Here is a 13,876-nt window from a genome sequence, read left to right as displayed (position 1 = left end):
GACAGTTACTTTTGCGGTTTCATCGGAAGATATGTGATGCCAATCGGCATGTTATTCAAAATTCCTTTAACTAAAAAATAGCATTTCTTTTGCTTTAATAAAAAAAGAGTTTATATTTGTGTCGTCTTCGAAAGAAGATTTCTAATCAACACCTCCCTTCATCAGTAGGTCTTGATTTATAAAGAAGTGGCGAGAGACTGGCTCAATGACCCACTGGCAACCTTCAATTTGTTTGAAAAGGTGCCAATTCCTGTCCAAAACAATATCGTTTTGGAGCATATAAATGACATAAGACAATGATTATTAAATTACTGAAGTCCATTAAAAATTCAGGTTCAACACAAGTGAACCGCACGATAAGCGAAAGTGTAACCCATCGTACAATTGTATCGATGCGAATGCGTATGCATATGCACTTCCATGCTTGTTAAAAATCATTTCCGTTTTCTTGGATAAAGATTTAACAGACCCTTCAAGGAGGTGTGTATGCTTCTCTTTTTACTTTGCAATTTCTTTTTGAACCCTTAAAATCTGATATATTATGTCTTCAAACAAAAATTTAAAATTCGAAACTCTTCAGGTTCACGCTGGTCAAGTCGCTGACCCTACTACGGGATCTAGAGCAGTTCCTATATATCAAACAACATCTTTTGTATTTGAAAATGCCGAACACGGCGCAAACTTATTTGCATTAAAGCAGTTCGGTAATATTTATACACGGATTATGAACCTACTACGGATGTTTTCGAACAACGTATTGCGGCACTGGAAGGTGGAGTTGCAGCTGTTGCTGTTGCATCCGGCCAGGCGGCACAGTTTATAGCTTTAAATAATATTTTGGAAAGTGGTGACAATTTTGTTGCGGGATCCAACTTATACGGCGGTACATTCAACCAGTTTAAAGTTTCTTTTAAGCGCCTAGGCATCGAAGCTCGTTTTGCAACAGACGCCGAAGCAGATAAAATTGAAGCGCTCATTGATGATAAAACAAAAGCAATCTATGTTGAAACAATCGGAAACCCAAGTTTCAATATTCCCGACTTTGAAAAAATTGCTGCCGTAGCAAAAAAATATGACTTACCATTAATCGTCGACAATACTTTTGGAGCCGGAGGTTATTTATTTAAACCTCTGGAGTATGGTGCAAATGTGATTGTTGAATCGGCAACTAAATGGATCGGTGGACATGGCACAAGCATTGGCGGTGTCATCGTCGACGGCGGAAACTACAATTGGGGCAATGGAAAATACCCGCAATTTTCCGAACCATCTGAAGGCTATCATGGTTTAGTATTTTCCGAAGTTTTCGGTGAAAGCGGACCATTCGGAAATATTCAATTTGCCATTCGGCGCGTGTGGAAGGGCTCCGGGATTTCGGACCAGCACTCTCCCCTTTCAATTCATTTTTATTATTACAAGGACTTGAAACCTTGTCTTTGCGGGTGCAACGCCATGTAGACAACACTTTAGAGGTCGCAAAATGGCTTGAGGCGCATCCACAGGTAGAAAAAGTAAACTATCCGGGATTAAAAAGCTCTCCGAGCTTCGCTAACGCACAAAAATACCTTAAAAAATGGCTATGGCGCGGTACTTTCTTTCCAGCTTAAAGGTGACGCAGCGCAAAAGGCCAATAGCTTTATCGACAGCTTAGAATTGATCAGTCATTTAGCCAATGTTGGTGATACGAAGTCATTGATTATTCATCCAGCAGCTACAACCCATCAACAATTGAGTGATGAAGATCAAGCCAATGCCGGAGTCTTCAAAGGCTTATTACGTCTTTCTGTAGGAATAGAGCATATTGATGATATCAAAGCTGATTTACAACAAGCTTTTGATAAAATTAAATAATCAGATTTTTTCGGCTTAAAACTTAAACGTGAAATGAGTAAGCATATATATCTGCACCCGGAGCCTTTTGTATTTGAAAATGGAAGAGAGCTTACTGATTTACAAATCAGTTATGAAACATTTGGCAAACCCAACGCAGATCGCAGCAATGTGATCTGGGTTTGTCATGCATTAACGGCCAATGCAGATGTGCTGGATTGGTGGTCCGGTCTTTTTGGAGCAGGTGAGTTGTTTGATGCAAACGATTATTATATTATTTGTGCCAATGTCATAGGATCAGCATATAATAGCAGTAATCCGCTATCTGTAAACCCAGCAACCGGACAACCCTATTACCTATCTTTCCCCGAATTCACAGTGAGGGATTTGGTTCACGCACATCAAGTCCTTGCGGACCACCTGGAAATCAAACAAATAGAGATCCTTATCGGGGGGTCATTAGGCGGTCAACAAGCATTGGAATGGGCCGTATCGCACAGTATAGCCATCAACCATCTCATCGTGGTTGGAACAAATGCCGTCCACTCACCATGGGGTATTGCATTCAATGAAAGTCAACGTCTGGCCATTACAACTGATCGAACCTTTTACGCCAATCACCCTGATGGTGGAGCTAAAGGATTGAAAGTTGCACGCGCTATGGCACTGTTGTCTTACCGCAACTATACAACGTATGCCAACACGCAAAAGGAAGATGATAACGAAAAACTCGATCATTATAAAGCATCCTCCTATCAGAACTATCAGGGTGAAAAATTGGTGAAACGCTATAATGCGTACAGCTATTACTTCCTGACCAAAGCAATGGACAGCCACAATTTAGGTCGGGGAAGACGATCTATTGAATCTGCTTTGGCGAGCATTGATTGTCCAACTTTAGTCCTGAGCGTTAATACAGATTTGTTGTTTCCGCCACAAGAGCAACAATTCATCGCGCAACATGTTCCCAATGCCCATTATCAAGAGATTGAATCGACCTATGGCCACGATGGCTTTTTGATCGAAACAAAAAAACTCACAAAAATCATTAGCAGCTTTCTGCGGGAACAAAAAGAATACATAAACGAATTAGTATAAGAGAGTAAATAATATATAAGAGAATTTAAGAAGAGATATGAGTAATAAATTAACAATAGGGATGTTTGGGTTTGGTGTCGTAGGCCAAGGTCTTTACGATATCATCAAAACCAAAGATCTTAATCTGGAGATCAAGAAATTTGTCATTAAAAGCGGAGATAAAAAACGCTCGCTACCAGCAGATTTATTTTCTACCGATGCCGAAACAATTTTAGGTGATCCAGAAATTAATACTGTTGTCGAACTAATCGATGATGCCGAAGCAGCATACCAACTAACTGTTCGTGCTTTGAAATCGGGGAAAAATGTGGTATCTGCCAATAAAAAAATGATTGCCAGCCATTTGGAAGAGCTGGTTGATATCCAACATGAATACGGGACCAGTTTATTATATGAAGGTGCCGTTTGCGGAAGTATTCCCATTATACGGAATTTAGAAGAATACTATGACAATGAATTACTGCATTCTGTCAGCGGTATTTTTAATGGATCTTCCAACTACATTTTATCTAAAGTTTTCAACGAAAATCAGCAATATACAGATGCTTTAAAGAAAGCACAAGAACTTGGTTTTGCAGAAACAGATCCAACGCTGGATGTAGGTGGATTTGACCCCAAATTTAAGGTATGTATTGTTGCTTCGCATGCGTACGGTATCTATGTCAAACCAGAAGATGTGTTCAATATTGGTATTGATAAATTGGGACAGCAAGATATTCGTTTTGCGAAAGAAAAGAACCTCAAGATCAAATTGATACCGACGGCAAAAGAGATCGACGGCGACAAAGTTGTACTTTATGTATTACCACGCCTAGTAGGCAAAGACAGCATGCTCTATAATGTAGAAAATGAGAACAATGGAGTATTGGTGAAAGCGGCCTTTGCAGACGAACAATTTTTCTATGGTAAAGGAGCAGGTGGCCACCCAACAGGTTCTGCTGTGCTATCGGATATCGCGGCTCTTCGCTATGGATACCGCTATGAGTATAAAAAACATTTAGAATCCAGCACATTAAATTATAGCCAAGATTATTTAATTAAGGTTTATTTGAGATATACAGATGATACACTGATTGAAAAGTTAAATTTCAGTGAAATCACAGAACGATATTACGCACCAGATTTCAAATATGTCATCGGACATATTAATCTTCAACAAATCGCAGCCCATAAAGCTGATTTGGATCAAGAGGGCAATTTTATTGCTGAAATCGCGTAGGCAATCAACAAACCAACCTACCTTGAAAATAGCCCCGAATGGGGCTATTTTTTTATCTTATATTTAGTCACCTTTCAACTTGAGATCTAAAATCCCACCTTCCACCAAACGTTCAAAAGGAAGTTGCCAACCTTTCCACAGGCGATTATTCAACCGAACTTGATCAACAATAGAACTATTGGGTTGCTCTTTCTTCACCTGAATGATAAATTTATTTTTTCTTAATTTCTTCGGCAATTGTATCGTTACCCGATCGAAAAGTGGCGCGCCTATCTGAAGTGCGGGCTTCTCGGTGGTGAGACTTCGGACATCGAATAGGCCGATACTCGACAAGACATACCATGCTCCAAGCTGTCCTTGGTCTTCGTCTTGTCCGTAGCCATAGCCATGTATCGCATCGTTACCATAAAACTCATTGCAAATTGCCCGTACCCATTTTTGACTCAGATCAGGTCTACCAGAAAAATAGAACAGCCAAGAGATATGCAGGTTCGGTTGATTACCGTGATTATAAAGACTTTCAATCCCTGCGAAGGCGTCAATTTGTGTACCACCTCCAAACACATTCTTCTGCGACACCGTAAAGATACTATCCAACCGCTGATTGAACAGATCCTTTCCAACGAGTTTAACCAATTCTTGTGGGACATGCGGAACATAGAACGTATACTGCCATGCATTTCCTTCCTGAAATCCACGCCATGGTTCATAAGGGTTAAAGTTTGAAATGAATCGTCCAGTACTATCCTTTGGCCGCATAAACTTCGTCTCGGTATCATACAGATTGCGCCATCCATTGGATAATTCCTGAAATTTAACATAGTCTTTTTGACGCCCCAATGATTTTGCAAATTGCGCAGCCGCTCCAGCGGAAAAAGCATATTCCAAGGTATGCGAAGCGCCAAAAGGAGATCCATTGGTCATTAATTCGGGACTGCCATGATCATCTTTTATATACGGTGAGTAGCCTTTGCGGACGAAAACTCCCACATCTAACTTTCCTGCTCCAGGCAGACGGTCCTTCGCTTCCAATTCATTTTTGCGTACCGCATCATAAGCAAGATTCATATCATAGTCACGAATACCGACATTGTAGGCCGCTGCGATTGCCAAACCCGTAAAATTAGTTCCTACACCCGAAACGTATTTACTGTTGGCAATACCGTCTCCTAACCAACCTGCATCGCGATAGACCAACAATTGACTCTGAATCCAGTCGTTGTAATAGTCTGGATACGCAATAGACCACAACTGTGTCAAATTCCAAAATGCGCCCCAGATGGCATCGGTATTATAATGATGATGAATCGGTTGCCCTTGCTTATTTAGGGCAATCTGCCCTACCGAGCCGTCATTTTTGGGATATGCACCATTTACATCGCTTGCAAGCCCACGGCCAAGTAAAGCATGATACAATCCCGTATAAAATTTAATGCGGTCGTCCGCTTTGCCCCCTTCCACCAAAATTCTTCCCAGTTCACTATTCCAGGTTTGCAAGGCATTATTCTTTGCAGCATCAAACGACATATCCTTCGCCTCTTTAAGCAAATTCAGTTGTGCGTTTTCTACAGAAGTATAGGATAAACCCGTCTTGATGTCTATTGATTCGCCTGCTTCAGTGCCAAACTTCAGATATACTCCAGCTCCTTTTCCTTTTATGCGCGTATGTTGGTCAAAAGTTATAGAATCTCTAAATGTCCCAAAAGACTTCGGTTGTTTGTTGATCTTCGCAAAGAAAAACATTTTGACCGTAGCCCCCTGCTGATATTTTTGTACATATACAGGATTGGTAACCACATATCCCCAGACGTGCTGTTTGTCATAATTTACTTCGGCATCAACGACCGGTCCACTTTCCCCCATCACATGGCCAATATCGAAAATAAGGTTGGCTTCTTCCGTTTTTGGAAAAGTATAGCGGTGAAAACCGACACGCTTCGTTGCCGTAAGCTCAGCAAGTATATTATAATCTTTTAGCATGACACGGTAATAGCCAGAAGTGGCAAATTCATCCTTCTTGTCAAAATCGGAACGATAACCGCTTTGTGGACGATCAAGTTGACCGGGCATTGTCTTCAATTTTCCAACGGATGGTGCAAATACCACTCCGCCTACCTGAAATTCGTGAAAATTAGCAAAGCCTTCTATTGAGGTATGCCTATCGTCATAACCCACGGCCTCCCAGCCCGACTTGTTCCCATAGCTTCCATTTGTGCTCGGAGCGAGCTTAGCCATTCCAAAAGGTACGGCTGCTGGTGTATAAAAGAAATACCGACTATGGACGGATCCAATATTAGGTTTTACAAAAACGGTCAAATCTGTTTTCTGCTGTGCGGAAACAGCTGCCGTACTCACAAATAAACTACAAAAATAATAAATGATACGCTTTACCATTGTTCTCAATTAGGTTCTACAGCAAACTTACAAAAAAATAGAGTATGTATAAACATGAGTTAGATTTTATTACTTAATTTAACGACTTAACAGATTGCATCGCGACGCCTAAATTTGTAAAATTTTAAATACTAATCAAATAAAACACTATTAAAGCTTAAATACTGACATTTTTCCATAACTTTGATTGTACATACATATTAAAATATAACCAGTAAATAAATTCAAAAAAATACACATCGAACGGCTGATCTTCGATCACAAGCCTGAAATAAATACAAATTAACGTTGAAATAAATACCAATGATTGACAGGTACACTTGTCAATCCTAATTAATTACAATACAACCACAATGAAAAAAAACACCACATTTTTTAGTCTAATACTTCTGTTACTCGGAACCCAACTATCAGCACAACAAACAAAACCCGACCGTATCGCGCAACTTAAGTTAGCAAAAAGCATTCTAGCGGATCAAAACCTAAAATATGTGGACAGCCTTGCCCGAGAGGTCATCGAAGAAGGTTTCAATGCGGGAAGTGGCTACTCACAAATTTGGGCCAGAGATCTCAATACATTCATCGAAACCGCATTGGAAGAGCGGTCCCAAGCGGACATTAGAGGGGCTATTTTAGTATTTTTTAAGATGCAACAGCCCAATGGCGAAATGGTAGACGGCTATGTACTAAAGAAAGACTTTACCTGGCATGATGATACACCCTACTATTCAAAAAACGCTCCTGATCATGTGGGTTTTAAAAACACGGTAGAAACCGACCAGGAAACGTCACTCATCCAATTGTTGGGTAAATACATAATAAAAACAAAGGATTACAGTATCTTGGAGGAGTCTATCGGTGGAATTTCTGTAAAAGACCGTATCCAACTTATGTTGGATTATCTGAAAAAGGAACGGTTCAACCAAAAGTATCAGCTACTGTGGGGTGCGATGACAGCAGATTGGGGAGATGTACAGCCCAACGACAGCTTTGGTTGTGATTGGAATGACCAACTTTCCTATGAGGCAATCGATATTTATGACAACGCGATGTTTATTATTGCATTGCAGGCATTGATTGATATCCAGCCCAACTCTCCCAAGGTGGCGGAATGGAAAGGACTAAAAAAGAGTCTCGAAACGAACAGTAGACGTTATTTATGGGATAAGAAAAAACAAAAATTTATCCCACACATATATCCTAAGACATCACCTATTCCTAAAGGATTTGATGAAAATACGATCCATTATCATGGCGGCACCGCCATCGCTATAGAAGCGGGGCTACTAACACCTTCAGAAATAAAAACAGTCAACAAACAAATGCTTGAAAACGTGCGGTTATCTGGCATGCCGAGTATTGGATTGACCTTGTACCCAACCTATCCCGTCGGATTTTTCATCGGCGGAATGGCTCAGCCTTACCAATACCAAAATGGTGGTGATTGGACCTGGTTTGGCGGACGGATGATCCAACAACTCGTTTTAAATGGCTTTTATCAGGAAGCCTATACCGAACTCCAACCGATGATCGATCGGGTTGTGAAAAACAAAGGATTTTACGAATGGTATGGTCAAAATAACGTACCCAGTGGATCAGGAAAATTCAAAGGTTCAGCAGGCGTGCTGAGTAAAGCAATAGCTCTCCTAGAAAGCTGGGCTGAAACTACCCTGGAAAAGAATCATTAAAAGAATAAATAAATTAGCTATTCACTCATCCAATTAATCCATTCAAAAAGGATGAGTGAATTCCCTAATAATCTCTTCTGCTTTCGACAGTATAGGTAAAACTTTCCGCGCGGTAGAACCCCAAATTATATTCAATCGGCTTCCCAGATTGGTCAAATACAAAGCGCTTGCGGGACAGAATAGGATCACCGATATTAATCTCCAATTTATCAGCTATAAATTTATTTGCGGCCATTGCATCCAGCTCTTCCTGAGAAAGATCTGCAACGACATGATAATCTGCTTCTAAGATCTCATATAAAGGTCTCTTAAAATCTTCATCGCCGTTTAAACCTATACGCGGATGAAAGTAAGAGATAAAATAAACAAATGGGTCATCTTTCTTTCCTCTCAGACGTTCCAGTTTTAATAGCTTTTGGTCCTCATCTACATTAAAAAACTTCGAGACTGCTTTGTCCGGAACAACCCAGCTGACGTGAAGCTCAAAATTCTTTACCTCAATTCCTCGGTTTTTCATCTCTTGTGAGAAACTCAGCCAATTCTTGGATTTGGAACTAAATTTGGAACTAGCCACCTTCGTGCCTATTCCCTTCTTTCTAATGAGCAACTCCTCGTAGACTAGTTTATTGATCGCCAAACGCAAAGTAGAACGTGAAATTGCCAATCTTTTTGCTAATTCAATTTCGTTGGGCAATAACTTACCCTCTATATATTCAGGCTGCTTAATTAATTCGCGTAACAGATTCTCTGCTTGTATATGCAGCGGAACAGGGCTTTTATGATCTATTTTTAAATTCATCAGTTGGATTGCTTGTGCTAAAATAAGATTTTTTGCATAATTAAAAAAATAGATATATGTTTGTATGTATATACATATTAATATAAACCGCAGATGTCAAAGAGATTTATCATCATTTTATGTATCGTTTCACTTGGAGGACTCCTTTTCGGTTTCGATATGGCTGTAATTGCAGGTGCATTGCCGTTAGTAAAGCAATTTTTCGGACTATCTCCTGCTCAAGAGGGCGTTTTTGTCAGTTCAGCCCTGCTAGGCTGTATTGTTGGTGTATTTTTCACAGGACCATTAACAGATAAATACGGCAGAAAACCAGCCTTTGTTACTGCGGCCCTGCTCTTTTTATGTTCAGCAATTGGCTGTGGATTCAGTTCTTCTTATAGCATATTAATTGCAAGTAGAAGCATTGGGGGCTTGGGTGTTGGAATAGCCTCAATCGTTGTGCCCTTATATCTCGCGGAAATATCGCCAAGTAAATTTAGAGGAAGATCAGTCACCTGTTACCAACTCGCTATTACATTCGGGATCCTTTTTGCGTATATCAGCAATTATTTGATTCTCGAATATAGCTCCGCACAGCAAAATGAACTCTGGCGAACTATGTTTTTAATTGGTGCAGTACCGGCTTTATTGTTATGCATCGGAGTTTACTTTATTCCTGAAAGTCCACGTTGGCTATCTAAAAATGGGCGGAACACGGAAGTAGCAGCGATCAGTGGCGCATTAGGACTATCGGATATACAAGAGGTCGGCAACGTTTCCTCGAAGGGAAATCTACGTGATCTCTTCTCGCCTATTTATCGCAAGGCCTTCCTATTGGGCTTATTCCTTCCTTTATTTTCACAGCTCAGTGGCATAAACGCTATTGTCTACTATGGTCCGAGCATATTGCTTGGATCTGGTATTTCATTAAATAATTCCTATCATGCTCAACTATTCTTTGGAGCCGCCAATGTGTTATTTACTTTCTTTGCCATCTGGAAGGTTGACAATTGGGGTAGACGTCCCTTATATCTTTTGGGAACGGTAGGTGCTACCCTGAGTTTGCTGGTTACTGGATATCTTTTTAATCAAGGTCAAGTCAATAATATCGCATTGATTATCGCTATACTTTCGTTCTTATTTTTCTTTGCTTTTTCCATTGGCCCGCTAAAATTTGTTGTCGCCGCCGAAATCTTCCCAAATGCCATCCGGGCTCGTGCCATAGGTATCAGTATTATGGTGATGTGGATTTCCGATGCTATCGTGGGACAACTAACACCCATTCTACTCGCTTCCTGGGGGGCCCGCTATACGTTCTGGTTGTTTGCATTTTTCTGTGCCATCGCATTCCTTGTTGTACTTGCATTCCTTCCGGAAACAAAGGGTAAACCTTTGGAAGAGATCGAAAAATTCTGGATTGAAAAGCACAATAAAAAATCAACAAACAAGTAAGCAAAAAGCGACTTAATCCAACATCATTCATTTGCAATAAATTACATTATATGTATTCTAATACTCAAACAAAACCTTTTCAGTACGAAATCACACCGACGTTTCCGGTTCAAGGAACACTATCAAATTCCTACACGGATCTTGTTGCACATCTCATTACACATAATATACATAGCGTTGATGGTTTTGTAGGTGTTGACTGGGCTACAATCATCCCCAAGCTAAAGCAAGAATTTGAAAAACAGGGCGTAACTCCACGATTTATTGCCATGGATTCAGCTTTAAAAACTGAATCAGCGATCCAGGAGCTTGTCGCACCATACCTCGGTGGCGACGATCCATTATTTGGAAAAAAGGCCGGGATTCAACTCATTGAATACTTTGACACCCAAAAGCTTGCGGACCTTCAAACCATACGAGCAAACGCCGAATCAATACAAGCTGAGTATACCATCTTTTATGGCCCTGGAGCATCATTAGTCGAAACGTCTAGTCAGCTGATGTTTATTGATCTGCCCAAAAACGTGCTAATTCAACGTATGCGTGCGGGAGAAGCTTTAAACTTAGGTTGTTCAACACAGACCAATCAAAAGGAAACCTACAAGCGTTACTATTTTGTCGATTGGGAAATATTGAATAGACATAAAAGGTCTATCCTTTCCCGTGTCGAAATTCTTGCCGATCAACAATCGTCCCAAAACCTACCATGGATCACAGGGAAGGATCTACATGCTACTTTGCTGGCCATGTCCCAAAATTACTTCCGCGTGCGACCAACTTTTGAACCCGGCGTATGGGGTGGACAGTGGATGAAAGAGCACCTTTCAGGCATAGATCAGCATGTCAAAAACTATGCGTGGTCCTTCGAAATGATTGTCCCTGAGAATGGCATTTTGCTCGAAGCAGATGGACATACACTCGAAATTTCATTTGATCAATTGATGTTTCAAGAAAGTGCCAATGTGCTTGGTCATGCCCAGCAACGTTTCGATGTTGAATTCCCGATACGCTTCAATTTTCTGGATACCTTTGATGGCGGCAACCTATCCATTCAATGTCACCCTAGTCCAGCCTATGCAAAAACAGAATTTGGAGAAAACTTCACACAGGACGAATCATACTATATCGTTGATAGAAAAGAGGACGCACAAGTGTATCTGGGCTTTCAGCAATCCATTGATGCAGACAAATTTCGCTCAGCTTTAGAAGAGAGCTTCCATACCGGAACAGCCATGGATATCGAGCAATACGTTCAAAAATTCGAATCCAAGAAACACCAATTGTATTTGATACCACATGGTACTGTACATTCTTCCGGCGTGAATAATCTCGTACTCGAAATCAGTGCAACACCTTACAATTATACCTTTAAAATGTACGACTGGGTGCGTCCGGATTTAGATGGGAAACCACGCCCATTAAATATTGATAGAGCATTCGCCAACCTCAATTTTAGCCGAAAAGGTGATGTCGTAAAAAACACGCTGCTTGCTCAGCCCACTGAAGTAGCCCTTGATGCGCAAGCAACAAGAATACATTTGCCAACGCATGAAGATCATTTCTACGATGTTTTTAGATACGAATTCGATCAGGATGTTGCAATTGAAACACAAGGACAGTGTCACATCATGATGCTTGTGGAGGGGGAGGCAATTGAGCTGATGACAGCAAATGGCATGAAGAAAGTCTTTCATTATGCTGAGACTTTTGCTGTTCCTGCTGCTGCCGGATCCTATACATTGCGTAATTTAGGAAACAATAAGGCAAAGGTTATCCAATCTTTTGTCAAAGAATCCAAATGTTAATCAAACCATTTACTATAAACTAACAGCACAATGAGAACTATATTTTTTGCGTTATCTTCGTCTCTCCTATTACTGTCCTGCCAAAATGCTGGCGGTAAGGTTTCGACAAGCAATTTACAGGATAGCATCCAAAAAGACAGCAGCTTCAATCTTGTCAAAGATATGGCTACGAACGTCATTAAAAGTGGATTCAATGCGGGGGATGGATACAGTGAGGTGTGGATTAGAGATTACAATACATTTATCACCTTAGCAACAAAAGTCCATCCCCATGAACAGATCAAAGATCAATTAGCTTTGTTTTTTAAGCTACAAGGTCCTGATGGTAATATTGCCGATGGTTTTGTCAAAAAATCCAGCTTAAAAAATGGCGTATCGGACTATTATACCATCACTAGTCCCTTAGCTCCTGATTATGCAGCACACAAAAATACAGTTGAAACGGACCAGGAGTCTTCTTTGATCCAAGCGGTACATAAATATATCGTTGCAACGAAAGATAAGGCTTTTCTCGATGAAAAAATTGGAAATGCGGCTGTAAAGGATCGCATGGAGCATGCTTTACAATTTTTATTGGACAAACGTTATAATGCTACTTATGGTTTACTTTGGGGCGCAACTACAGTCGATTGGGGTGACGTTCAACCTGAACACGATTGGGGTGTCCACCTGGATGAAAATTCGCATATTGCTTTGGACATCTACGACAATGCAATGTTTTTGATCGCGCTTGACAATTACATGGATCTTTTCCCTGAGAAAAAAGAAAAGTGGGGAAAAATCAGAGCGTCTATAGCAAGTAATACCATGAAACACCTTTGGGACGAAAAGAACCAAAAGTTTATTCCCCATATTTATATCAAAGGCTCTCCATTTGCGGCTGATTTTGATGAAAATCAAATCTATTATCATGGTGGAACAGCAATTGCTATTGAGGCTAATTTGCTCAGCAAAGAGCAAATAAAAGTTTCATTGGATAAAATGATTAAAAATGTAAAAGATGCTGGTGCAGCAACAATTGGACTTACTGTGTACCCGACTTATCCGGCAGGCTCGTTTAAGAACAAAGGCATGTATCCTTACGGTTATCAAAATGGTGGGGACTGGACTTGGTTTGGTGGTCGTATGATTCAGCAGCTTGTTAAAAATGGCTTTCAACAGGAAGCTTATGCGCAAATACAGCCGATGCTTGCCCGTGTTATCAAAAACAAAGGATTTTATGAATGGTACACAAAAGATAACAAACCAGAGGGCTCTGGAACTTTTAGAGGTGAAGCAGGTGTCCTTTACGATGCCATCGAGTTATTAGAAGGTGCTGGCACGAAATAAAAACAGCTTATCGTGATGTAAAAAGAGCAGCAGGAAATTCCTTGCTGCTCTTTTATTTGAAATCGTCACCTCCGCATTCCTATTCCTATTCCTATTCCTATTCCTATTCCTATTCCTATTCCTATTCCTCCTATCCTACTCTAGCGCATTTTGTCTCATTCCCCTTATACATTCGCTTCACATCTGCTAAAAAATCCTGTTTATTTTCCTTAAATTACTTGTCCATGTCGCCCCAATCGTTAAATTATACAATAATATTTCATTCGGATTGCGGATTTCCAGC

8 protein-coding genes, 1 pseudogene and 1 riboswitch are annotated in these 13,876 nt (G+C 40.4%); of the genes and pseudogenes, 7 read left to right on the top strand and 2 right to left on the bottom strand.

The genetic code is table 11. The annotated features are described in order from the left end of the window. Window positions 1–173: 173 nt before the first annotated feature. Window positions 174–286, top strand: a riboswitch (SAM riboswitch). A 255-nt stretch (window positions 287–541) separates the two neighbouring features. The 3 genes and pseudogenes from DTA23_RS23855 to DTA23_RS23845 all read left to right on the top strand — a co-directional run bounded on the left by DTA23_RS23855 (window position 542) and on the right by DTA23_RS23845 (window position 4,147). Then, window positions 542–1,851: pseudogene (locus DTA23_RS23855) on the top strand (O-acetylhomoserine aminocarboxypropyltransferase/cysteine synthase family protein). A gap of 33 nt (window positions 1,852–1,884) precedes the next feature. Then, window positions 1,885–2,928, top strand: a complete 1,044-nt coding sequence (locus tag DTA23_RS23850; RefSeq protein ID WP_112376220.1) for a homoserine O-acetyltransferase family protein — start codon at window positions 1,885–1,887, stop codon at window positions 2,926–2,928. Window positions 2,929–2,965: 37 nt separating this feature from the next. Next, window positions 2,966–4,147 carry a homoserine dehydrogenase gene (locus DTA23_RS23845; protein WP_112376219.1) on the top strand — a complete coding sequence of 394 codons (1,182 nt, stop codon included), beginning with the start codon at window positions 2,966–2,968 and terminating at the stop codon, window positions 4,145–4,147. Window positions 4,148–4,210: 63 nt separating this feature from the next. Here DTA23_RS23845 and DTA23_RS23840 read toward each other — a convergent pair whose 3' ends face one another. Further along, on the bottom strand, window positions 4,211–6,541 hold the full coding sequence (locus DTA23_RS23840) for a GH92 family glycosyl hydrolase (protein ID WP_112376218.1): 2,331 nt from the start codon (window positions 6,539–6,541) through the stop codon (window positions 4,211–4,213). Window positions 6,542–6,894: 353 nt separating this feature from the next. Between DTA23_RS23840 and DTA23_RS23835 the strand changes: the two genes are divergently transcribed. After that, complete coding sequence (locus tag DTA23_RS23835; protein ID WP_204991075.1) at window positions 6,895–8,229, top strand: glucosidase family protein; 1,335 nt, start codon at window positions 6,895–6,897, stop codon at window positions 8,227–8,229. Window positions 8,230–8,293: 64 nt separating this feature from the next. Here the strand turns inward: DTA23_RS23835 and DTA23_RS23830 are convergent, their stop codons facing one another. After that, entirely contained in the window at window positions 8,294–9,028 is a 735-nt protein-coding gene (locus DTA23_RS23830) for a GntR family transcriptional regulator (protein ID WP_046674612.1), read from the bottom strand. A gap of 93 nt (window positions 9,029–9,121) precedes the next feature. Between DTA23_RS23830 and DTA23_RS23825 the strand changes: the two genes are divergently transcribed. From DTA23_RS23825 to DTA23_RS23815, 3 genes are read left to right on the top strand one after another with little or no spacing between them, the layout of a single operon-like run. After that, a complete protein-coding gene (locus tag DTA23_RS23825) occupies window positions 9,122–10,459 on the top strand; it encodes a sugar porter family MFS transporter (RefSeq protein ID WP_112376217.1) in 1,338 nt (445 codons plus the stop codon). A gap of 50 nt (window positions 10,460–10,509) precedes the next feature. Beyond that, complete coding sequence (locus tag DTA23_RS23820; protein WP_112376216.1) at window positions 10,510–12,264, top strand: class I mannose-6-phosphate isomerase; 1,755 nt, start codon at window positions 10,510–10,512, stop codon at window positions 12,262–12,264. Window positions 12,265–12,294: 30 nt separating this feature from the next. Then, on the top strand, window positions 12,295–13,593 hold the full coding sequence (locus DTA23_RS23815) for a glucosidase family protein (RefSeq protein ID WP_112376215.1): 1,299 nt from the start codon (window positions 12,295–12,297) through the stop codon (window positions 13,591–13,593). Window positions 13,594–13,876 lie beyond the last annotated feature (283 nt).

Origin of the sequence: Sphingobacterium multivorum (genome assembly GCF_900457465.1) — a bacterium.
Classification (GTDB): domain Bacteria; phylum Bacteroidota; class Bacteroidia; order Sphingobacteriales; family Sphingobacteriaceae; genus Sphingobacterium; species Sphingobacterium multivorum.
Note: the sequence above shows the minus strand (reverse complement) of the source record. Positions and strands in the feature narration are given on the sequence as shown.

Excerpts from the sequence above, each read along its gene's own strand:
- DTA23_RS23850 (WP_112376220.1), top strand. The coding sequence starts at position 1,885 with ATGAGTAAGCATATATATCTGCACCCGGAGCCTTTTGTATTTGAAAAT.
- DTA23_RS23845 (WP_112376219.1), top strand. The coding sequence starts at position 2,966 with ATGAGTAATAAATTAACAATAGGGATGTTTGGGTTTGGTGTCGTAGGC.
- DTA23_RS23840 (WP_112376218.1), bottom strand. The coding sequence starts at position 6,541 with ATGGTAAAGCGTATCATTTATTATTTTTGTAGTTTATTTGTGAGTACG.
- DTA23_RS23835 (WP_204991075.1), top strand. The coding sequence starts at position 6,895 with ATGAAAAAAAACACCACATTTTTTAGTCTAATACTTCTGTTACTCGGA.
- DTA23_RS23830 (WP_046674612.1), bottom strand. The coding sequence starts at position 9,028 with ATGAATTTAAAAATAGATCATAAAAGCCCTGTTCCGCTGCATATACAA.
- DTA23_RS23825 (WP_112376217.1), top strand. The coding sequence starts at position 9,122 with ATGTCAAAGAGATTTATCATCATTTTATGTATCGTTTCACTTGGAGGA.
- DTA23_RS23820 (WP_112376216.1), top strand. The coding sequence starts at position 10,510 with ATGTATTCTAATACTCAAACAAAACCTTTTCAGTACGAAATCACACCG.
- DTA23_RS23815 (WP_112376215.1), top strand. The coding sequence starts at position 12,295 with ATGAGAACTATATTTTTTGCGTTATCTTCGTCTCTCCTATTACTGTCC.